Raw genomic sequence first — 22,146 nt, forward strand, 5'->3', positions numbered from 1 at the left:
TGATGCTTAAATCTACAGAAACCTGGTTGGCGTAAGTGGGGGTTATATGTTTGGTAATATACGAATTTCAGTAAGTTTATATCTATTGCTTTTTTTATTTTGCGGGATGCAAATTGTATCGAGCGGGGTTTCTGTCGCAATAGTCACGAGTGAATTAAACTCTTTAGAGCGTATCGATTTAGGCGCTAAAAAAAGTGCATTATTAGAAGAAATAAATAAAGATTTAATGCAGGCTCGAAATAGTCTTACTCAAATTGCATTGCTTTTAAAAGTAGGTGATAACGCGCCACTTATCGAAGAAACGAAAACGACGTTTGACCGGTTTATGGCAGAAGCTGCGAAAGATTATGAATCTTTCAAAATTCAACCTATTTTGTCCGAAAAAGAAAATCTTGCAGCTCTTGAGGACAAATACCAAGCATTTATTACCGTACTTAATGCATTAAATACTCACCTTGATAACAATGATGTCGCTTCTTATATTTCACTGCCTGCGCAAGCTCATCAAGATCAGTTATTAGGAATGATTAATGATTATTTAGCATTAATCAAAATTGAAGATCAAGAATCCTTAGAAGCGGCAAGGCTCTATAATACTTTCGCTTGGAGTTCATTCCTTTCAGTTATCGTCATTATTATTTTGGTGACAACATTTGCGCATTATTGGATGAAACGAAAAGTTATCAAGCCATTAAGTAGCATGAGTGAACATTTTACTAAAGTTGCTGAAGGTAAATTAAATCAAAAGATTGAAGTGACCACGCGTGATGAAATTGGATATGTATTTGAACAATTGAAATTAATGCAAAATTCACTCGCGACGTCGATTACGGCATTACGTTCTAACACCGATCAAATGTATACCGGTATTCGTGAGATAGCGTTAGGCAATAACAACTTATCATCGCGTACTGAACAGCAAGCGGCCTCATTAGAAGAAACTGCTGCGAGTATGGAAGAACTCACCGCGACAGTGAAACAAAATGCAGACAATGCACGTCAAGCTAGTGAATTGGCAGTCAGTGCATCAAAAACGGCAACAAAAGGTGGTGAAATCACGATTGATGTTATTGCAACGATGACGTCGATTTCTCATAGCTCACAAAAAATCAGCGCAATCATTAGCGTGATTGATGGTATTGCATTTCAAACTAACATTTTAGCCCTTAATGCAGCAGTTGAAGCGGCTCGAGCTGGTGAGCAAGGTCGGGGATTCTCTGTTGTTGCTGGTGAAGTTCGCGCACTGGCACAACGTAGCGCTGAAGCAGCAAAAGAAATTAAAGCACTTATCGATGAATCTGTTGGCCGGGTTAGCCAAGGTTCCCTCTTAGTTAATGAAGCAGGGCAAACCATGAATGAATTGGTTGCTGCGGTTAATCAAGTAACTGAATTAATGGGGAGTATTGCATCTGCATCGAATGAGCAAAGCAGAGGTATTGAGCAAGTCGCTACCGCAGTGAGTCAGATGGATTTAGTAACGCAACAAAATGCGGCTTTAGTTGAGCAGTCAACAAGCGCAACGGCAGCGCTTGAAGATCAAGCTAATAACTTAGTGGATACCGTTGCATTCTTTGAACTACCAGACAACCAAACAAGCCGCATTAAACGGTGAATTTAATCAACAATAGCGTTATTAACCTCAGAGTCTGGCCACCAATTGAAGGCTACCTCTGGGGTTTTATTGAATAGGGCGACAAGTACGATGCTTTTTGTACCACAAATAGAACCATTGACCGATGAAGACTTTGGTCGGGTTTGTCGATTTATTCATAAAAAATCAGGCATTGTCCTTACCATGAATAAAAAAAGTATGGTCTATAATCGGTTATTAAAACGGTTACGTGACTGTAATATCGACAATTTTACTGATTATCTACGTATGTTAGAGCGAGAGCCATCGAATCCAGAATGGCAGGCTTTCGTGAATGCATTAACGACCAACCTAACGGCATTTTTTCGTGAACCACATCATTTTGTGACCTTATCAGATTTTATCCGCACACGAAAAGACAGCAATATTAACATTTGGTGTGCGGCATCTTCGACAGGGGAAGAGCCTTACTCAATCGCGATGACATTGAGCGATGTTTTAGGGCCCCATGCAATTAATGCCAAAGTGATAGCTAGTGATATCGATACCGAGGTTTTAGATAAAGCCAAGCAAGGCGTTTATCGTGTTGAAGAACTCAAATCCTTAAGTGCTTTGCAAAGGCAACGTAATTTTATGAAAGGTGTCGGTGAGTTTGAAGGCTATGCCCGAGTTAAACCGGCATTGCGGCAAATGATTGAGTTTCGTTATTTAAATCTGAGTGACAACGACTGGCAATTACAGCATCGCTTCGATGCTATTTTTTGTCGTAATGTCATGATTTATTTTGATAAAGAAATGCAAATAAAAATGCTTGAACGATTTGCCACATTACTTAAACCAGATGGCTTGTTGTTTATCGGTCATTCTGAAAATTTATCTCAATTGTCGCAAAGTTTCGTGATTAAAGGACAAACCGTCTACAGCGTACAAGCTGGAAGGAGGGGGTAGTGAAAAAAATTAAAGTGCTTTGCGTTGATGACTCCGCACTGATGCGCCAATTAATGCGGGAAATTATCAACAGCCATCCTGATATGGAGGTGGTTGATACTGCGCCTGATCCTTATGTCGCGCGTGATTTGATTAAGCAACTTGTTCCTGACGTGATCACGCTTGATGTTGAAATGCCTCGCATGGATGGTATTGATTTCCTTGAGAAATTGATGCGACTTCATCCTATGCCTGTTGTGATGGTATCAACATTAACCTCAAAAGGTTCTGAAGTTACATTAAAAGCTTTAGAGCTAGGTGCGGTCGATTTTGTCACTAAACCACAGATTGGTATTCGTGAAACCATGATGAGTTATCGTGACTTGATTGGAGAAAAAATTCGCGCGGCAGCGATGTCGAAAATCACGCAGCGTACTCGTTTTGCACGAGTCGAAAATAAAGCGTCAGAATCTACAACGTTTGCGAAACCGCTTTCCCCGCATGTATGCCATAGTCGCGTTATTGCAGTTGGTGCATCAACGGGGGGAACTGAAGCGATACGTCAGTTTTTAGAAATGTTGCCTCGTGAATGTCCGCCTGTGGTCATTACGCAACATATGCCAGCCGGATTTACGCGCTCGTTCGCTGAACGACTTAATAAACTGTGTGTGTTAACGGTAAAAGAAGCTGAGCACAATGAATTATTGCAAAAAGGTTATGCCTACATTGCACCTGGTGATTCGCATATGTTGATTGCTGATAAAGGCAAAGGTTTTCAAGTTATTTTGCAGCAAAGTGAACCGGTAAATCGTCATCGGCCTTCTGTTGATGTCCTCTTTGATTCAGTAGCTCAATGTGTCGGGCGTAAATGTGTCGGTGTCTTATTAACCGGAATGGGTATGGACGGTGCAAAAGGACTCTTAAATTTACGTAAGCAAGGTGCAATTACCTATGCTCAAAACGAAAGTAGTTGTGTGGTATTTGGTATGCCACGAGCTGCTATCGAAATGGATGCTGTAGATGAAGTGCAAGATATTCTTAAAATTGCACCAAGTATTTTAGCAAAACTTTCTTCTGTAACGGCATAACTGTTACAGATATTCACTATTGTATTTTGAAGGAGTGGTTATGGCCGCTAAAGATCTTAGTTTTTTGGTTGTTGATGATTTTTCCACAATGCGTCGTATCGTACGTAACTTATTAAAAGAGCTTGGATTTAATAAAATAGAAGAAGCTGAAGATGGCGTTGATGCATTAGATAAAATTCGTACTGGAAATATTGATTTCGTCGTTGCAGATTGGAATATGCCAAATATGGACGGTTTAGAGTTACTCAAAACTATTCGTGGTGATGAAGCGCTCAAGCATATTCCTGTATTAATGGTTACCGCTGAAGCGAAAAAGGAAAATATCATTGCCGCAGCACAAGCTGGTGCAAGTGGGTATGTTGTGAAGCCATTTACAGCTGCCATTTTAGAAGAAAAACTTAATAAAGTATTCGAAAAAATGGGACTGCAATAAGCGCACTTGTTAAAGGAGACTGTGATGACTGAATCAACATTTTTACAAAGCAATCGAAATGGTAACGAAGACTTAAAACAAGTTATTACTCGAATTGGTACTTTAATGAGAACACTTAGAGAGAGCATGCGTGAGCTTGGTCTTGAAAAAAGTGTTCAGCAAGCGGTAGCCAGTATTCCTGATGGGAAAGACAGGTTACGCTATATTGCTCAAATGACCGCTCAGGCAGCAGAAAAAACACTTAATGGCATTGATGTGATTAAGCCATTGCAAGTGAAAATGAACAAAGATGCGATTGAATTGCAGCAACAATGGCAAAATTCAGAGGCAGAAGGTGTTTCTGTTGAACTGCAAGGGTCAACTCAAGCATTTTTAACGCAAGTGATTGAAGACAGTGAAACAACTAAAGCTGAACTGTTAGAAATTATGATGGCGCAAGATTTCCAGGATTTAACCGGCCAAGTTATTAAAAAAATGATGGAAGTCGTTGAAGAAGCAGAGAAACAACTTCTCGCGCTGTTAGTGGAAAACACACCACCAGAAATGCGTGCGAAGCAGCAAACTGATAGTTTACTGAATGGTCCGCAAATTAATAAAGAAGGTGTGAATGTGATGGCATCACAATCGCAGGTGGATGATTTACTTGATGAGTTAGGATTCTAAATCAATTCCTATCATACTTCGAGCTACAGAGCAGCTCTCAGCTACCCAAGTTACATACTTATGGATGTTCTTGGGATAGCTTCAATTACCGCTTACCTGTAACTCGAATTATTTTTGGTTTGATACTCTTTCACAATAAAATCGTTTAATATCACTGAGATAATGGAGTGAACTTCTTGCGTCGGGTGGACGCTATCATTAAATAGATAATTGGGGGCCGTATCCATATAGCCTGTTCCTCCAATATAACCATTCGTAAAAGGCCTGTCTAAAATATAAGGTCGGTTTTTGGTATCGCCTTCAATATTAGAACTACTTAATAAATTTAGTTCTTCAGCTTTTTTTGTTATTTCGGCCATAGCCTTATAAAGGTCAAAGAATTTAATGTTTATATCTTCTTGAGCGGTAATTTTATTTAATCGCAATTTTAGCCTTATATTATGAATGAGTGTAATTATTTTCATCTTATTTTTATAGGTACTGGATTGTATTTTGGCGAAAGGTGTTGATGCTAGGTTAGGTATCCCCATTACTAAAATATTTTTTGCTCCTTGCTGAGTCATTTTTTTAATTAAATTAATTTGGTCATCGATAACTTTATTAATGTCTTCTTTAGCAAAAGTTACATAATCATTAGCTCCGAGGGAAACAATTGCCAAGTCTGTAACCTCAAATTTAATTTTATTTATTTGTTTTTTCATGTTTGAAATAAATTTGAACTTAGGAATCAACTGATTATAATTTCCCGCGACTGCACCACCTTCAGCTTTATTCATTAGAGTCACAGGGGAATAGGTGATTCGATTATTCTGAGTATCAATAGTTTTATGTTTCATGAAATGTGGCGAAGTAAGGAATTCAGGCCAAGTAAAACCATTGGTAAATTTCCCTTCATGGTACTGTGGTGCCGAGGGCAGTATTCCAAAAGTTTTAGCAAACATACGGCCCTTAGAGTCAGATAAACTATCACCAATGACAATAACTCGTTTAAAGCAATCGATAATGTCTTTTTTGTGAGATTGATTTAGGGCACTGATACTTGGTGTTTCTATGCCATTACAATACTCTCTATTTTTTTCTATATAAGCAGCTAATTTAAATTTTGGGTGATCATTCTCTTTATTTAGTTTATTTATCTCTTGCCTAGAATCAACCTCATCAAAGCAGGGAATATTATTTACAATAGCCGTATTTGCAACTAAGGTATTAGGTGTTTTTGGTATGTCGCATAAATTAACTTTAACTATATTCTTAGTGAATAAATTAATAAATGCTTTTTTAAATGAAGGTTTATTCCATGAAAGTATTCTTCTATTATTTGAATACTGCTGTACGTACATAAAAATACCTTTTTTGATTAATCTTAAATCTAAGGGTTTTGTGTGAGTAAAATACCAAGTATTTATTTGATAAAATATCAAATATAGATTATTTCTAAGTGGATAAGAGTTTTATAAAAAAGTTTATAAAAATTAATAATATATGATGTGTTTTATAGTAGGAATACTTGTATTTATTTAAGTGCAAGTAATCCTACTATTGAATTGATATTAATAACTAATCATGTTGATAAACAACGATGATTTCACTGCCAAGCGTTTGTTCAAACTCCATAATAAAAGCATCGCTGAGATCCCAATCATGAAAGCTAAAGCCAAGATGACCAAATGCCCATTGAGGGTCGAATTTCCAGCCGGACAGTGGCGCATCAAAGCCGCAATTAATGCATGCGAGACTTTCAGGTTTACCCTCATACCAATCAGTTACCGTATCACTCCAATCATTGCTACGTTCACTTTGTTCACTGGTACATTGCGGGCAATAAAGACCAAGGCCATTGCCACCAGCGTGAAATACAGTACGTTCAGTCACGATTGTGAGATAGTTTTTCAATGTGTTTTCTGGCAGCTGTGTTGGTACAACATTGTCATCAATCACATACAAAACAGGTTCTTTATATTCGGCGGTCGGGCGATAAATGATTTCGTCATCTTCAATGCCTTGAAAGATAGGATCAATAATACCTTGTTGTTTAAGCCAGCTAAGCATTCGCTCCGCTTCTTTTGGGGCATCTTCTAAATTGATATCCGGAGCAACTAGGTGGCAAATATCCATAACATAATGACCTTATTTTCAAATTGATTTTCAACTATATTAATTAAAATTGGTCAATTAATAAATCAATTGCTTATTTGATTTTTCCTCATTTATTTTTCATTAAATATTCATCGTTGCATCGCGGTTCACAAAACTGTTGTCATATTGTTCAATTGCCAAATAACCCCCTTGAAGTACATCTATTTTCCACCATTGATTTTTTGACAGTCTGTCATGCTATAGCGATAACTCATATTGTGTTTAAATTTTGGAACAAAAGTGTCCGACGAAAGCGATGTAGAAAAAACAGAAGAGCCCACCCCCCATAAAAAAGAAAAAGCTAGGGATGATGGGCAAATCGTTCGTTCGAAAGAATTAAACTCATTAATGATGATGTTAGCGGGTATTAGTTTGCTGTGGCTTAGCGGTGGGCATTTGGCGGATCAACTACGTCAAACCGTACGCCAAGGTTTTATTTTTGATGGGCATTATTTACAAAATACGGGGTTGATGCTCAGTTATTTAGGGCGTGTTGTTAGTGAAGCTCTTTTTGCATTATTTCCGGTGATAGGGGGATTGGCCTTAGTTGGGATCTCAGCGTCGTCATTGGTTGGTGGATTAGTTTTTAATAGTAAGCTAATTAAGTTTGATTTGAAAAAGCTTGATTTGATAAAAGGATTAAAGCGAATTTTCTCGATGAATGCGCTTTCTGAGCTTTTCAAAGCCATTTTGAAGTCATTCTTTGTGGGGCTCGGTACGTTTATATTTTTATGGCAAAGTTGGCCATCGCTATTACATCTTGCGATGGAAGCGCCTGTTACTGCGCTTGCTAATGGGCTAGAAAAGGTCATTTTTGCAGGATATTTAATTGTCTTTTTGCTGATCCCGATGGTGGCGTTCGATGTGTTTTATCAATTCCGTTCTCATCTGAAAAAATTACGTATGAGCCGTCAAGAAATTAAGGATGAGTTTAAACAACAAGAAGGCGATCCACATATCAAGGCGAAAATTCGCCAACAGCAACGGGCAATTGCGCGTAATCGTATGATGGCCGATGTGCCAAATGCGGATGTTATCGTCACTAATCCGACTCACTATGCAGTAGCGCTTAAATATGACGATAAAAGAATGGGAGCCCCAAAAGTGTTGGCCAAAGGCGCTGGTGTTATTGCTCAACGCATCAAACAACTTGGGGAAGAGCATCGAATATTGCAGCTAGAAGCCCCTCCGCTGGCGCGTGCGTTATATCGTCATGCGGAAATAGGACAAAGTATCCCTGTTGCGCTGTATGCAGCGGTAGCAGAAGTTTTAGCATGGGTTTATCAATTACGCCGTTGGCGTAGTGAGGGTGGACTCAGACCGAAAAAACCGAAAAATTTACCAGTGCCACCGACACTGGACTTTGCTGGAGATAACAATCGCGATGGCTAATTTGGCTGCTCTTTTAAAATTGCCGAAAAATCTACAAGGAACGCAGTGGCAAATACTTGCCGGGCCAATTCTTATCTTACTTATCTTGTCGATGATGGTTTTACCGTTGCCGGCTTTTTTATTGGATTTATTATTTACTTTTAATATCGCGTTGTCGATCATGGTGCTATTAGTGGCTATGTTCACTAAGCGCACGCTTGATTTTGCCGCTTTTCCGACTATTTTACTATTTGCTACGTTATTGCGTTTATCACTCAATATCGCCTCGACACGTATTATCTTATTGGATGGTCATACTGGCCCTGATGCAGCAGGTAAAGTGGTTGAAGCATTTGGCCACTTCTTGGTTGGCGGTAATTTTGCGATTGGTATCGTTGTATTTATCATCTTAGTTTTAATCAACTTTATGGTTATTACTAAAGGTGCTGGACGTATTGCCGAAGTGGGCGCGCGTTTTGTCCTTGATGGTATGCCCGGTAAGCAGATGGCTATCGATGCCGATTTAAACGCCGGTATTATTAGTGATGATGAAGCCAAAAAACGCCGTTCTGAAGTGACTCAAGAAGCTGATTTTTATGGCTCGATGGATGGTGCAAGTAAGTTCGTCCGAGGGGATGCCGTCGCTGGGATCATGATCATGGTAATTAACGTGATTGGTGGTCTTATCATCGGGGTTGGGCAACACAATATGTCACTGGGGGATGCAACGAGTGCCTATACATTGCTCACTATTGGTGATGGTTTGGTGGCTCAAATTCCTGCATTGATTATTTCAACTGCCGCAGGGGTAATTGTTACCCGTGTAGCGACCGATGAAGATGTGGGCGAACAGATGGTTAACCAACTGTTCAATAACCCACGGGTTATGTGGTTAAGTGCTGGAGTGTTGGGGCTGATTGGTCTTATTCCAGGCATGCCGAATTTTGTATTTTTATTGTTTACCGCGGCTTTAGCTGGATTAGGTTGGTATCTGATTCGTAAATCAAAAAATCCGGAAGGGAAAGCGGATAGTAGCCAAGCGCAACATTTTAATGAAGCAAATAAAGTGGTTGAAGCGACGTGGGATGATGTGCAGCTGGAAGATTTATTGGCCATGGAAGTGGGATACCGCTTAATTCCGTTGGTTGATAACGAGCAGCAGGGGGAGCTATTAGGGCGTTTACGTGGATTACGTAAAAAATTTGCACAAGAGATCGGCTATTTACCACCGGTGGTGCATATTTGCGATAACTTAGAGCTATCTCCTTGTGAATACCGCATTTTAATTAAAGGTGCTGAAGTTGGGCGTGGCGAAGCACAACCGGGACGAAGTCTAGCTATCGACCCAGGCAATGCGGCGGGTTCATTAGAAGGCGATACTACGAAAGAGCCAGCCTTTGGTCTACCGGCGGTTTGGATTGATGATGATCTGCGTGAGCAAGCACAAATTCAAGGTTATACGGTTGTTTCAGCCAGTACCGCAGTAGCGACGCATTTTAATCAAATTTTATTACAAAATTCCAGTTCGCTTTTTGGTCGTCAAGAAGCGCAAATGCTGTATGACCGTGTGAAAAAAGAGATGCCGAAACTGGCTGATGATTTGATCCCAGATACGATTTCTTTAACGATTTTACATCGAGTTTTGCAAAACTTGTTGATGGAAGATGTGGTTATTCGTGATATGCGCACTATTATCGAAACGTTAGCTGAAATGGCAGGTGAAAACGGCGAGCAAAAAGATACTGATTACCTGACATCGCAAATCAGAATTGCATTAGGGCGTGCTATTACTCAACAGTGGTTTGGTAATGCAGAAGAGATTCAAGTCATTGGTTTAGACGCAAATTTAGAACAAATTTTACTACAAGCGGCGAAAAATGGTGGTGGTTTAGAACCTAATTTAGCACAGTTTATTCAAGCTCAAGCAGAAGAGGCGATAGGCCACCAAGAGGCAATGGGCGCGCCAACAGTATTGTTGGTCAATCACGGGTTACGTCTGATTTTGTCTCGTTTCTTACGTCGTAGCTTGCCGCAGTTGGTCGTGATGTCTAATCTTGAGTTGAGCGATCATCGGAAGATTAGGATGACGTCGATGATTAGCGGCGCTTAGTTTTTTCTTTCTGTCATACTTTGAATCACAGGGGTGTTGGCTTCATTTGTTGCCTACCTGTGATTCGAATTATTTAAGCAATATTTTGATTAAGATTAATGATGAAGAATAAACTGAATGAACTATTTCAATTTTCTCAAGAGATGTAAGCGGTTGGTATTACCGATGACGTAGTGGCTCGGCGCATAGACGCTAGAATAAAAGCAAAGGAATGACAAAATTTGGTGAGCCTAAACTGATGTCAGGTAAAAATATCAGGCGAATTTGTGAGCAAAATAATATCTCACAATCATTTTTTCCTTGATATTGAATATGATGAAAGAAAACGTATCAAAATGGGCGCGAGGCGAAATTAAAGCAAATAGTGCTGTGCTAATACTTTTTAATTTAATTGAATTAAAAACACTGATTATCTAAATCAATAATTATGAATAAGCCCATGTTTTCGGCGTGTTATTCGAAAATTCCCATCTTTAATCATAATGGAAGATAAAGCCTTTAATCGCCTAAATTGATATCTTTTTACCTAAAACTGGGCGTTTAGATTCTAGACCGTCTGCACCATAAGTTGATTGATTATTATGTTTTTTTGCAAAATTCAGGCGCTCTGAATTAAGTTCCATATGCAGTTGTAGCATTTGATGGTTACGGTAATTTAGATCTTTTAATTCACCCGTTAAAGATTTGATCATTTCCCAGATGCCATTTAACGCAAGATTGTCTTCATAAGGTGCGACAATTTGCGCTTGTGCTTCAAGCTGTAAACGATGGTTTTCACCATAGCTAATTGCCGCAACTAAAAAACGTTTTTGCTCTGTCGTCTCTTGAAAAGGCGAAGGCGGAACTTGATGATAACCTAATAATAATTCTTCATTTTTCATCACAATTTGCAGTGACTGCAAATGTGAGAGCTGTTGCTCTAGTAATATTAATAATTCGTCATTCATGATAATTATATTATTTCATTGATAACATGCATTCGTGAGCATCGCGTAAAATACCATCGGCGACTTTGCCAGCGTCCATTTTTAAGGTGCCGTCTTGAATCGCTTGCTTAATTCTTTCAACTTTAGCCAGATCAATATCACTAGCTTGAGGCTGTAATAATTTTTTTTGTAGTTCACTTGGTGCAAATGCACTTTCTTTAACTACTTCATTTATTAAAACTTTTTTATCGCGCACCGGGATAGTCGCGTCTTGTGGATCGCGGTTAGTCACCTGAGTCAATGCAGAAATTGCAGATGTCTGCTCAATAGCCATAATGTGTTTTCCTGTTCCCGATATTTTTCATATTTAGGTTATCGGCAATCCTGTATGAATCTTTAGTGTCTCTAGTGTTACAAAATATTGCATAGCTATCTAGTGTTATGAAATAATTAATAATTCCATTTACTTTAAGGCAACTTTTACACTGCCATTTTCTAAAGCTTCCCCGTTAACAACTTGTCCATTCACTAAGCGTACACGTAGATTTCCACCTGTAACTGCATTATTAATGGCGCGGCCTTCATATTTCACCGAAAAATTATCGCCAGTCGCAAATACAAATACTGTTTGTCCTGATTTAATGGCCCAAGGACGTCTAAGCATTGAATTCGTCAATGTTTGTCCTGCGGATATATTTCGTAGGGCAATGGTTCCACGCACGGCTATTTTATCTGTTGCAGCACCCGCAGGAAGCTTATGCAATAACCCTTTCTTAGTACCAATATCGACAAACTCAACTATTTCGCCTCGTGAGATATTTCGAGTCGCTACATAATACTGCCCCATCACATTAACAGTGAGCTGCATAAATTGTTTTTTCTTACCACACTGCACAGGTAAAGAGACATTTCCCATATTTCGCCCCCCAACAGCAGGACTAATTTGGGGTTTTTCACAGTTAGGCCAACGGTCAATAGGGGTTTTAATTTCAATAGAAATACTATTTTTCTCCCCATGAATTTGACGAAAATATTGGTTAATATCCTGTGGCAGTGCGCTTTGTGCCACGCTAGAAAATAAACTCAACACACCAAAAGTTGGGAACCAAATCAGTGAACGAATACGAAGCATACCTATGCCGTCTCCCAAGAATCAAACTTTTTCACGCTTGCAGTTTACCCACCTCAAAAACAATGAATGACTCAAATAGGTCAATAATTTTGCCTTTATCTCGCCATTAGATTTTTTGTTAGGCGGCTAATATAGGCGCGTCGAATTTTAACATTTAATACTCGTCATTCTTCAAGTTGCCTGTGCGTTGACATGCACTCAGCTCCCCGAATCACATAGTTTATCGTGGTTCTCGGGATAGCTTATTTCATCTAGCTTGAACTATTTTGCGTATAAATCCAGGGCTGGCTTTAAACCCGTTGAGGTAAATATGATTGATAAATTAAATGCCACGTTTGCATTCCAGCAGCAGGCTTTGTCAATAAGAGAAGCGAGACAGACGGTTTTAGCTTCTAACATTGCTAATGCCGATACGCCGGGCTATCAGGCGCGTGATATTGACTTTAATCGTCAATTACAACAAGCGATGGATAAAGGCGCAGTACAAGGAAAAGGCGTTTCTCTCGCGGTGACATCTAAGGGACACATTGAAGGGCATGGTATGAAAGCACCTCAATTAGATCTGAAATATCGCGTGCCTTATCAAACGTCAATGGACGGTAATACGGTCGATATGGATATTGAACGTAGCCAGTTTGCCGATAACACCCTGAAATATCAGGCTGATCTTACATTCATCAATAGCCGCATCAAAAGCATGTTGGCTGTTTTGCAGCAAGGGTAATTTTTCATGGCCTTACTGAGTATTTTCGATATTTCTGCGTCAGCGCTGACCGCACAATCTCAACGCCTTAACGTGAGTGCGAGCAATATGGCAAACGCAGAAAGTGTGGCAGGCCCTGATGGTCAGCCATATCGTGCTAAACAAGTGGTATTTCAAATGTCACCACAAGGGCGTAATGAAGTTGGCGGCGTACGTGTGAGTCAATTGATTGAAGACCCATCACCACCACGTATGGAATATAAACCTGGTCATCCTCTAGCCGATGAAAAAGGCTATGTGAAAATGCCTAACGTAGACACTGTTGGCGAGATGATCAATACCATTTCTGCATCACGTAGCTACCAAGCCAACCTAGAAGTGATGAACACTGCAAAGTCATTGCTACAAAAGACATTAACTCTAGGTCAATAACGGAGGCACGGTATGGGGATTGCAGCCACAATGTACGATTCTTTGGATAACAGCACTGCTGGCCCCGCAGCGGCGGCAAGTAATGTACCCAAAAAAAGTCAAAGTGATGACATGCGAGACACTTTCTTGAAAATGATTGTGACGCAAATGCAAAATCAAGATCCAACCAAACCAATGGAAAATACCGATTTAACGAGTCAGTTGGCGCAAATTGCCACTCTTGAGAGCATGAATAAGCTCAGTGACAACGTTAGTGGTATTTCTCAACAAATTGGTTCTGGACAATCACTACAAGCGACCCAGCTCGTTGGCAAAGGGGTCTTGATTCCTCGCAACGAAATTATTTTAGCGCCGTTGAAAAAAGAAAGTAATGGCGAGAAAAGCACAATCTCCAAACCCTCCAATCCACTACCGGAAGAAGGTATTAGTCCTAATAGCGCATCCATATTTGCACTTAGTGATAAAAGTGCAATTGATGGCGAAGAGGCAACTGAAGAACCACAAACGGATTATATTTCATCACCGTTTGGCTTCTTTTTACCTAAATTAGCAGACACCGTTGAAATTACCATTCGCGATAAAAATAGAATGGTTGTCCGTACCATCACTTATGACACCGAAGTTAAACCTGATATTTACGATATGGCATGGGATGGACGTGATAACAACGGTAATTTAGTTTCAGACACCAAAGGTAAATATTACTTTGATGTGAAAGCATTGAAGTCGGGGGCTGAAATTGATGTCACCAAATTGGGCTATGCCCGCGTCAATGGTGTTACACCGGGATCAGATGCCCCTTTATTAGATGTTGGTATTGGGCAAAGCGTGCCGCTAAGCAGCATCTTTAAAGTGTATCCCGCATCTTAATTTAATTGGTTGTTTTTCAATCTTTTTGCCCTGTAACAATAAGCAACTAAGATCGGCAGCCCCCTAATTTTTATGGAGAAAATATGTCTTTTTCACAAGCAGTCAGTGGCTTAAATGCGGCTTCAGCGGGACTTGATTCGATTGGTAACAATATTGCCAACTCCGCAACTAATGGTTTTAAAGGCGCGACTACCTCATTTGCAGATATGTTTGCAGGTTCAGGTGTGGGTCTTGGTGTTAATGTCGCGGCTGTAACACAAAACTTCAAAGATGGCCCAATTACACGTACTGATAGAGCAACAGATGTCGCGATTTCAGGCAGTGGTTTTTTCCGTGTACAAGATAAAAATGGCGATATTTTTTATAGCCGTGATGGTCAATTTCAACGAGATAAAAGCGGTAACTTGGTGAACAACCAAGGCATGGTTGTGACAGGCTATCCAGCAAGTGTTGATGAAAAAGGTAATGTATCTATACAAAGCGGTGGCGTGCCAGCAGGCTTGAATATTCCAACGGATATGATGGATGCGCAAGCGTCTAAATTAGCGAAATTAACGATTAACTTGAATTCAGACGATAAAGTCAAAGACAAGCCGTTTGATGTTAAAAATCCAGATGATAACGCGAGCTATAACTTTAGCACTACTATGACTGCCTATGACAGCCAAGGTAATACCCATGAGATCTCTGTTTATTTTGTTAAGACTGTTGACAATAAATGGACCGCTTATGCAAAAGATGCAAATGATAAAGAAGCTAAAAAAATCGGTGATTTGGAGTTTGATGGTAACGGTAAATTAAAAGACTCAGCAAATGCGAGATTTGATTTTGCTTATACCGGTCTTAATGGCGCGAATAATGACACTTTACAGATAGATCTGAGTAAAACTCGTCAACAAAAAGTCAGTGAATCTTCTGTCAGTGCGATTGATGTTGACGGTTATCCAGCGGGTGAATACACCACGTTCAAAATCGAAGATAACGGCATGCTTGTCGCTAACTATTCAAACCAACAAAAACGTATTGTGGGACAAATTGCACTATCTGCATTTGCTAATCCTAATGGACTGGTTTCTCAAGGTGGTAACGTTTGGGCATCATCTAATGCATCAGGTAACCCAATGGACGGCGTACCGGGTGTCGGTCAGTTTGGTAAATTAACCAGTGGTGCACTTGAATCATCTAACGTGGATATGAGCCAAGAACTCATCAGCATGATAGTGATGCAACGCAATTATCAATCAAACGCACAGACCATTAAAACGCAAGATCAGATGTTACAAACACTGGTTAACTTACGATAAGTCTAGAGGCTGTCCATGGATCACGTCATTTATACTGCTATGGGTGGAGCGCGTCATGCGCTTGAAAACCAAGCGATTGTCTCTAATAACATTGCCAATGTATCAACGGCAGGTTTTAAGGCGCAGCTTTCTGCGATGCGCGCTGTGCCAATTAATGGGGATAGCGAACCAACGCGGACACTCGTTGTTGCTTCAACTCCAGGTGCTGACATGAGTCAAGGGCCGCTTAACTATACGGGTAGGCAAACAGATGTAGCGCTAAACGATAAGCATTTTCTTGCAGTCGAATTAGCCGATGGTACAGAAGCTTATACCCGTAACGGTAATCTTCAAATTTCATCGGATGGTGAGTTGATGATTGGAGAGCGTCGTTTACAAGGCGATGGCGGTCCTATTAACGTGCCGCCTAATGCTGATCTTACCATTGGTACTGATGGCACCATTACTGCACTGCTTGCAACTGATCCTCCAACCATGTTGGGACAAATTGGGCGTTTAAAAGTTGTCGAAGCGCAGCCTCAAGATTTAATTCGTGGTGAAGATGGTTTATTCCATTTATCGCCTCAGGCACAAGCGGCCAATGGCAACGTCTTGCCACAAAGTGAGCGCGCTATTGTCACATCAGGTGTGATTGAGGGAAGTAACGTCAATGCTGCTGAGGCGATGGTATCGATGATTGCCAATGCAAGGCATTTTGAAATGCAAATGAAAGTTGTCAGTAGTGCCGATGAAAATGCACAACGGGCAAATCAATTGCTTGCCATCAGCTAATATTCAGTAAGGAATTATTATGATCCGTTCTCTATGGATTGCGAAAACTGGGCTTGATGCTCAACAAACTAACCTTGATGTCATTTCGAATAACTTGGCTAACGTCAGTACCAATGGTTTTAAACGTCAACGGGCTGTGTTTGAAGATTTATTGTATCAAAACATTCGCCAGCCGGGTGCTATGAGCTCAGATCAAACCTCGTTACCATCCGGTTTACAGATGGGTACAGGGGTACGTCCGGTTGCGACAATGCGTGTTCATGAGCAAGGGAACCTGAATAAAACAGGTAACACGACGGATATCGCGATCAAAGGCCAAGGCTTTTTGCATGTTCAAATGCCAGATGGGACCGATGCTTATACGCGTGATGGTGCTTTGCAGCCAAACCAAGATGGACAATTAGTCACCTCTAGTGGTTTTCAAATCGTGCCTGCAATTATGATCCCCGATAATGCAAATAGCCTCAGTATTGCTCGTGATGGTACTGTCTCGGTCACTGTTTTTGGGGATAATCAGCCGCAGCAAATTGGACAAATTACTCTGACGACTTTCATCAATGATGCTGGCCTTGAGAGCATGGGTGAAAATCTTTATATGGAAACGGCCAGTTCAGGCGCACCAAATGAAAGTGCACCGGGAACGAATGGTGCCGGTTTGCTTTATCAGAACATGTTAGAAACCTCTAACGTCAATGTGGCTGAGGAGCTGGTTAATATGATTCAAACTCAGCGTGCATATGAAATTAACAGTAAAGCGGTATCGGCGTCTGACCAGATGTTACAACGTCTAGCACAACTGTAATTAATGCCCTGATAGACACTCGCGTGAGCGACAATTCACATCGTATTGTAAGACTAGCGTTGTGAATTGTCAGTGAGAAGGAACTCTTCATGATGACAAAACGTATACAGCAGCAAAAGAGTAGCATGATGATTGAAAGCGACATGGTTCCACAACCGCAGGCAACAGTTTTACATTCGCGTTTTTGTACGCCTAAGCCAATGTGGCTGGTGGCTGTTTTGATGTTCACGATGAGCGGTTGTGCGTATATCAAACCAAGTCCGTTGGTGAATACGACAACGACAGCGGTGCCAACAGCACCTACTGCGCCTTCGCCAAATGGTGCTATTTTTCAAAGTGCTCAGCCTGCTTATTATGGTTATCAGCCTCTGTTTGAAGATAGGCGACCGCGCAATGTCGGTGATATTTTGACTATCAACTTACAAGAAAATGTCAGTGCTAGTAAAAACTCATCAGCTAACGCGAATCGGAGTGGGAAAACAGGCTTTCTGGCGGCTATCCTGCCTGGATTTATGCAAGGTTGGATAGGCGGTAATAACACTGAGTTGGATATCAAAGGAAATAGTGATTTCACCGGTAAAGGTGGCGCGAATGCAAATAATACCTTTAAAGGCACTATTACCGTTACCGTTGACCAGTTATTAGCCAATGGGAATTTACATGTCGTGGGTGAAAAACAGATAGCTATTAATCAAGGTACTGAATCCATCCGCTTCTCTGGTGTCGTCAATCCACGCACAATTGGTGCAGATAATAATGTGAGCTCGACGCAAGTCGCAGACGCTCGTATTGAATATGTCGGCGATGGTTATATCAATGAATCGCAAAATATGGGTTGGTTACAGCGCTTCTTCTTAAATGTATCCCCTTATTAATTAGCGAATAGAACAGCCGAGAGAATTCAATGAAAAACAAAATATTCATTTTGCTATCACTATTTTGCCTTGTTGTGGCACCTGCGCAAAGTGAGCGCATTAAAGACCTTACCTCCATACAAGGTGTGCGAGATAACGCATTAATTGGTTATGGTTTAGTGGTTGGCCTTGATGGAACTGGTGACCAAACCATGCAAACACCATTTACCACTCAAAGCTTGAACAATATGTTATCCCAAATGGGGATCACTGTTCCGGCTGGCACTAATATGCAATTGAAAAATGTGGCGGCGGTGATGATCACGGCAAAACTGCCTCCTTTTTCACGTGCAGGGCAGGAAGTCGATATTGTTGTTTCATCAATGGGTAATGCCAAAAGTTTACGTGGTGGTACGTTATTGATGACGCCGTTAAAAGGCGCTGACGGTCAAGTTTATGCAATGGCACAAGGCAATGTCTTAGTGGGCGGTGCGGGAGCAAGTGGTGGTGGCAGCAGCATTAAAGTGAATCAACTTAATGGCGGACGAATTTCTGGTGGAGCGACGATTGAGCGCGAATTACCGAGCAACTTCGGTCAAAGTGGTGCTATCAACCTGCAATTGAATGAAGATAGTTTTACCTTAGCACAAGATATTACAGACGCGATTAACCGTATGGGTGGGATGGGCACAGCAACGGCGCTGGATTCACGTACTGTTCAATTGCTGGTTCCTGCAAACAATCGAGATCAAGTGCTCTTTTTATCCCGTGTACAAGAGTTGAATGTGCGCACGCCAATCGCAGAAGCCAAAGTGATATTAAATTCCCGAACAGGCTCAGTGGTGATTAATCGCAGTGTGACGTTAGAAAGCTGCGCAGTAGCCCACGGTAGTTTGGCAGTTACAGTGGAAAGACAAACTCAAGTGAGTCAGCCTGATACGCCTTTTGCAGGCGGTCAAACCGTTGTCACGCGTAATACCAGTGTGGGTGTGCGTGATCAAGGTGGGGCACTGCAAAAAGTCAACGCGAGTGTGCAACTCAATCAAGTAATTCAAGCACTCAATACATTAGGGGCGACACCTAATGATTTGATGTCAATTTTGCAGGCGATGGAAAGTGCAGGTTGCCTACGTGCGAAATTGGAGATTATTTAATGAGTGATATGCAGTTATTGCAAGGGGCTGCATTTGATGTTCAGTCCCTAAGCAGCTTGAAAGGTGAATTGAATAAAGATCCTGAACAAGGGCTGCGTCATGTTACGCAGCAACTTGAAGCCACTTTTGTTCAAATGATGCTAAAAAGTATGCGTTCGGCGCTTCCACAAGATGGTATGTTTTCAAGCGACCAAACACGTATGTTAACCAGTATGTATGATCAGCAAATTGCTCAAGATTTATCGCAAAAAGGGCTTGGTTTTGCCGATATGATGTACCAACAGTTAACGCGCAACTCGCAGCAACAAGATTTACCGACTCAAGCTTCTTTTTCCTCGTTAGATGAGAAAACCTTGCAATCATTGCCGCCATTTTCGATGGCACAAATGATGCGCCGTTTTGCCCCTACGGGAGATGCACTTTCTGCACCATTCCAAAAAATAAAATCATTATCACTTAATAGCACTAATTTTATTGGTCGATTGATGGAGCCTGCGAAAGCGGCGAGCCAAAAAAGTGGTATTTCGCATTTCTTGATTTTAGCGCAAGCCGCGCTAGAAAGTGGTTGGGGACAAAGAGAAATCCTCACTATGGACGGTAAAACTAGTCATAACCTGTTTGGTATTAAAGCAGGAAAAAGCTGGCAAGGCCCTGTCACAAATATCATGACGACAGAAGTGATTGACGGTAAAACCCTTAAAATGCGAGATGATTTTCGGGTGTATGGCTCATACGAAGAAGCTATTGCCGATTACATTAGCCTACTGACTGATAATCCACGCTATAAGAATGTACAAACAGCATCGAGTCCTGAAATAGCTGCTCGTCGATTGCATCAAGCAGGGTATGCAACAGATCCTGGGTACTCAGATAAATTAATTACGTTGATTAACCAAATTCGTGGTCATCAACCAGTAAATACGTCTGCATCTAGAGCTGTACAGGCTTACACCATCGACTTAAATGATATTTTTTAATACTGAACATGTTTTCGGTTGTGTGAGTCACTATTTAGCTCAAAACCTGAATTATTTTAAGTATTAAAGGGCGTTAGGACTAAATGTTTACGCCAATTTTCCGATAACTGATTAAGTGAAGAAATTCAGGTGACTATCCTTATGGGATACACGCCAAGAACAGGAAAAGCTTATGCTGAACAATGTAATGAATAATGCGCTAAGTGGTGTCAATGCCGCGCAAGGTGGGCTAAGTGTTATTTCAAATAACCTAGCGAACGCCGGTGTGGGCTATTATCACCGCCAAAGTGCTGTTTTCGGGGAGAATCCCGGCACAATGACACCTAACGGTTATTTTGGTAATGGTACTTATTTCAGTCATGTTCGTCGTGAGTTTGATGAATTTGTTAACGCACAATATAGCCAATCTCGCGCACGTAGCGGTGATTATGAGGCTTACGTTAAAAACTGTAATAAGGTTGATGATTTACTGACTAACGATATTGAAGATATTTCAAGCAATATTGGTAGTTTCTTTACTGCATTGGATTCAGCTTCCAGTGATGCAAGTGATAAAACACTGATTGATGTCTTTTTAGGCAAAGCGAATGCTCTTGTAGGGCAATTCAAAGAAGCCGATAGACGTCTACAAGAAATGGAGCGCGATATTAATCACCAAATTGAAAACAAGGTGAAAGACATTAATATCTACGCAGAAAAAATTGCGGGTTTAAACCAGCAAATAGCACGAGTTCGCTCAGTTAGCGGTTCAGAACCTAATGACTTGCTAGATGTGCGCGATCGCCTCGTGAATGAAGTTAATTCACTGATTGGCGTTAAAGTTATCGAACAAAATGGTAACTATAACGTGACCTTTGCGAATGGTTTGCCATTAGTCACGGGTGAAAAAGCGAATCGTCTAGAAGCCGTTCCATCGTCTAAAGATGACAGCCGTTTTAGTATTGGGTTTGTTGGTGCAAATGGTCAAGCACGTGAAATACCGGATGAATCATTCCGTGGTGGTGAATTAAGCGGCATTTTACGCTCACGCCAAGAAGTGATTGACCCTGCTTATCAAAAATTAAATAAGCTCGCCTTAGTGTTCACCACCAAATTTAATGAAGCGCATAGTAAAGGTTTCAAAGCTAACGGTGAACAAGGGGGGGATTTCTTTGATATTGGTAAAGGTAGCGTAGTTAGCAATACCTATAATCAAAGCAAAGTCGATTTCGATCTTAAATACAGTGATGTATCTAAGGTGACGGGTAATAACTATGAAATGCGTTTTGATGGCACTGAATGGAATGTCACTCGTTTGCCTGAAGGCAGTAAAGTCACTGTAGATAGTGCAACGAATGGTGTTCTCAAATTTGATGGTATAGAACTTAACATCAGTAATGGTCCTGCCATGAAAGGGGATTCATTCGTTGTTAAGCCGGTGAACGGCGTTATTAATGGGATGCAAACCAAAGTCACTGATGCATCCGATTTTGCCGCAGCGGGTAGTAAAGATAGTGGTCCTGGTGATAACGAAAACATCAAAGAACTGGTTAAATTACAGGATCAAAAACTAGTTGATAATAGTTCTACGTTCTCAGATTTCTACGCAACATTAGTTAATGACGTTGGTAGCAGAACAAAGCAAGCTCAAATTGACTCTGAAACACAAAATAAAATGACAGAAAGTTTTTATCAGCAAGAACAAGCGATTTCTGGCGTGAATATGAATGAAGAAAGTATTCAGATGCAAAAAATTCAGCAGTTTTTTAATGCTAATGCTCAGGTATTAAAGACCGTCGATGACTTGTTTAATGCATTGATGCGCGCATTTTAATTTATTCGTTTTTTCAAGTTACCAGTGACTATGCATCACATCGCCATTACTGTGTAACTTGAATTATTGGCAATAAGTTAAGGTTATTT

22 protein-coding genes are annotated in these 22,146 nt (G+C 40.7%); 17 read left to right on the forward strand and 5 right to left on the reverse strand.

Going from position 1 to position 22,146, the window contains the following annotated elements; translation table 11 throughout:
- Nucleotides 1–46 precede the first annotated feature (46 nt).
- The 5 genes from AAZR93_RS00465 to AAZR93_RS00485 all read left to right on the forward strand — a co-directional run bounded on the left by AAZR93_RS00465 (nt 47) and on the right by AAZR93_RS00485 (nt 4,702).
- Nucleotides 47–1,612 carry a methyl-accepting chemotaxis protein gene (locus AAZR93_RS00465; RefSeq protein ID WP_336430852.1) on the forward strand — a complete coding sequence of 522 codons (1,566 nt, stop codon included), beginning with the start codon at nt 47–49 and terminating at the stop codon, nt 1,610–1,612.
- Nucleotides 1,613–1,702: 90 nt separating this feature from the next.
- Nucleotides 1,703–2,539 carry a CheR family methyltransferase gene (locus tag AAZR93_RS00470; RefSeq protein ID WP_434719609.1) on the forward strand — a complete coding sequence of 279 codons (837 nt, stop codon included), beginning with the start codon at nt 1,703–1,705 and terminating at the stop codon, nt 2,537–2,539.
- Nucleotides 2,539–3,606, forward strand: coding sequence for a protein-glutamate methylesterase/protein-glutamine glutaminase (locus AAZR93_RS00475; protein ID WP_294107810.1), 1,068 nt, complete (start codon nt 2,539–2,541; stop codon nt 3,604–3,606). Before AAZR93_RS00470 ends, AAZR93_RS00475 begins: the two co-directional genes overlap by 1 nt.
- Before the next feature lie 40 nt (nt 3,607–3,646).
- The gene (cheY, locus tag AAZR93_RS00480; RefSeq protein ID WP_294107808.1) at nt 3,647–4,039 is read left to right on the forward strand and encodes a chemotaxis response regulator CheY; all 393 of its coding nucleotides are present in this window, start codon (nt 3,647–3,649) and stop codon (nt 4,037–4,039) included.
- A 24-nt stretch (nt 4,040–4,063) separates the two neighbouring features.
- The gene (locus tag AAZR93_RS00485) at nt 4,064–4,702 is read left to right on the forward strand and encodes a protein phosphatase CheZ (RefSeq protein WP_434718663.1); all 639 of its coding nucleotides are present in this window, start codon (nt 4,064–4,066) and stop codon (nt 4,700–4,702) included.
- 92 nt (nt 4,703–4,794) lie between these two features.
- Here AAZR93_RS00485 and AAZR93_RS00490 read toward each other — a convergent pair whose 3' ends face one another.
- Both AAZR93_RS00490 and AAZR93_RS00495 read right to left on the reverse strand, forming a co-directional pair.
- Nucleotides 4,795–6,042, reverse strand: a complete 1,248-nt coding sequence (locus AAZR93_RS00490; protein WP_434718664.1) for an SGNH/GDSL hydrolase family protein — start codon at nt 6,040–6,042, stop codon at nt 4,795–4,797.
- A gap of 217 nt (nt 6,043–6,259) precedes the next feature.
- Complete coding sequence (locus AAZR93_RS00495) at nt 6,260–6,817, reverse strand: hypothetical protein (protein ID WP_294107802.1); 558 nt, start codon at nt 6,815–6,817, stop codon at nt 6,260–6,262.
- 261 nt (nt 6,818–7,078) lie between these two features.
- On the opposite strand from AAZR93_RS00495, the gene flhB reads away from it, so the two are divergent.
- Nucleotides 7,079–8,230: a flagellar biosynthesis protein FlhB gene (gene flhB, locus AAZR93_RS00500; protein WP_434718665.1), complete on the forward strand. Its 1,152-nt coding sequence runs from the start codon at nt 7,079–7,081 to the stop codon at nt 8,228–8,230.
- The gene (gene flhA, locus AAZR93_RS00505; RefSeq protein ID WP_434718666.1) at nt 8,223–10,319 is read left to right on the forward strand and encodes a flagellar biosynthesis protein FlhA; all 2,097 of its coding nucleotides are present in this window, start codon (nt 8,223–8,225) and stop codon (nt 10,317–10,319) included. The genes flhB and flhA overlap by 8 nt, the downstream gene beginning before the upstream one ends.
- 506 nt (nt 10,320–10,825) lie before the next feature.
- Here the strand turns inward: flhA and AAZR93_RS00510 are convergent.
- The 3 genes from AAZR93_RS00510 to flgA form a co-directional block, all read right to left on the reverse strand.
- Nucleotides 10,826–11,266 (reverse strand): flagella synthesis protein FlgN, encoded by a 441-nt coding sequence (locus AAZR93_RS00510; RefSeq protein ID WP_294107794.1) that lies wholly within the window; start codon nt 11,264–11,266, stop codon nt 10,826–10,828.
- Between the two features lie 10 nt (nt 11,267–11,276).
- Nucleotides 11,277–11,579, reverse strand: coding sequence for a flagellar biosynthesis anti-sigma factor FlgM (gene flgM / locus AAZR93_RS00515; RefSeq protein ID WP_294107793.1), 303 nt, complete (start codon nt 11,577–11,579; stop codon nt 11,277–11,279).
- A 129-nt stretch (nt 11,580–11,708) separates the two neighbouring features.
- Complete coding sequence (flgA, locus tag AAZR93_RS00520) at nt 11,709–12,377, reverse strand: flagellar basal body P-ring formation chaperone FlgA (RefSeq protein ID WP_294107791.1); 669 nt, start codon at nt 12,375–12,377, stop codon at nt 11,709–11,711.
- 310 nt (nt 12,378–12,687) lie between these two features.
- Between flgA and flgB the strand changes: the two genes are divergently transcribed.
- The 10 genes from flgB to flgK all read left to right on the forward strand — a co-directional run bounded on the left by flgB (nt 12,688) and on the right by flgK (nt 22,057).
- Complete coding sequence (gene flgB, locus AAZR93_RS00525) at nt 12,688–13,101, forward strand: flagellar basal body rod protein FlgB (RefSeq protein WP_294107789.1); 414 nt, start codon at nt 12,688–12,690, stop codon at nt 13,099–13,101.
- Between the two features lie 6 nt (nt 13,102–13,107).
- On the forward strand, nt 13,108–13,512 hold the full coding sequence (flgC, locus tag AAZR93_RS00530; protein ID WP_294107787.1) for a flagellar basal body rod protein FlgC: 405 nt from the start codon (nt 13,108–13,110) through the stop codon (nt 13,510–13,512).
- 12 nt (nt 13,513–13,524) lie between these two features.
- Nucleotides 13,525–14,382: a flagellar hook assembly protein FlgD gene (locus AAZR93_RS00535; protein WP_294107785.1), complete on the forward strand. Its 858-nt coding sequence runs from the start codon at nt 13,525–13,527 to the stop codon at nt 14,380–14,382.
- Nucleotides 14,383–14,465: 83 nt separating this feature from the next.
- Nucleotides 14,466–15,686, forward strand: coding sequence for a flagellar hook protein FlgE (gene flgE, locus AAZR93_RS00540; protein ID WP_294107783.1), 1,221 nt, complete (start codon nt 14,466–14,468; stop codon nt 15,684–15,686).
- A 15-nt stretch (nt 15,687–15,701) separates the two neighbouring features.
- Nucleotides 15,702–16,457: a flagellar basal body rod protein FlgF gene (locus tag AAZR93_RS00545; RefSeq protein WP_294107781.1), complete on the forward strand. Its 756-nt coding sequence runs from the start codon at nt 15,702–15,704 to the stop codon at nt 16,455–16,457.
- 19 nt (nt 16,458–16,476) lie between these two features.
- Nucleotides 16,477–17,259 carry a flagellar basal-body rod protein FlgG gene (flgG, locus tag AAZR93_RS00550; RefSeq protein ID WP_294107779.1) on the forward strand — a complete coding sequence of 261 codons (783 nt, stop codon included), beginning with the start codon at nt 16,477–16,479 and terminating at the stop codon, nt 17,257–17,259.
- 200 nt (nt 17,260–17,459) lie between these two features.
- Nucleotides 17,460–18,134, forward strand: a complete 675-nt coding sequence (locus AAZR93_RS00555; RefSeq protein ID WP_434719610.1) for a flagellar basal body L-ring protein FlgH — start codon at nt 17,460–17,462, stop codon at nt 18,132–18,134.
- Nucleotides 18,135–18,163: 29 nt separating this feature from the next.
- Nucleotides 18,164–19,267, forward strand: coding sequence for a flagellar basal body P-ring protein FlgI (locus AAZR93_RS00560; protein ID WP_434718667.1), 1,104 nt, complete (start codon nt 18,164–18,166; stop codon nt 19,265–19,267).
- On the forward strand, nt 19,267–20,244 hold the full coding sequence (flgJ, locus tag AAZR93_RS00565; RefSeq protein WP_434718668.1) for a flagellar assembly peptidoglycan hydrolase FlgJ: 978 nt from the start codon (nt 19,267–19,269) through the stop codon (nt 20,242–20,244). The genes AAZR93_RS00560 and flgJ overlap by 1 nt, the downstream gene beginning before the upstream one ends.
- A 172-nt stretch (nt 20,245–20,416) precedes the next feature.
- Nucleotides 20,417–22,057 carry a flagellar hook-associated protein FlgK gene (flgK, locus tag AAZR93_RS00570; protein WP_294107772.1) on the forward strand — a complete coding sequence of 547 codons (1,641 nt, stop codon included), beginning with the start codon at nt 20,417–20,419 and terminating at the stop codon, nt 22,055–22,057.
- Nucleotides 22,058–22,146 lie beyond the last annotated feature (89 nt).

The organism is Providencia sp. Je.9.19, from assembly GCF_051129765.1.
Taxonomy (GTDB): Bacteria; Pseudomonadota; Gammaproteobacteria; order Enterobacterales; family Enterobacteriaceae; genus Providencia.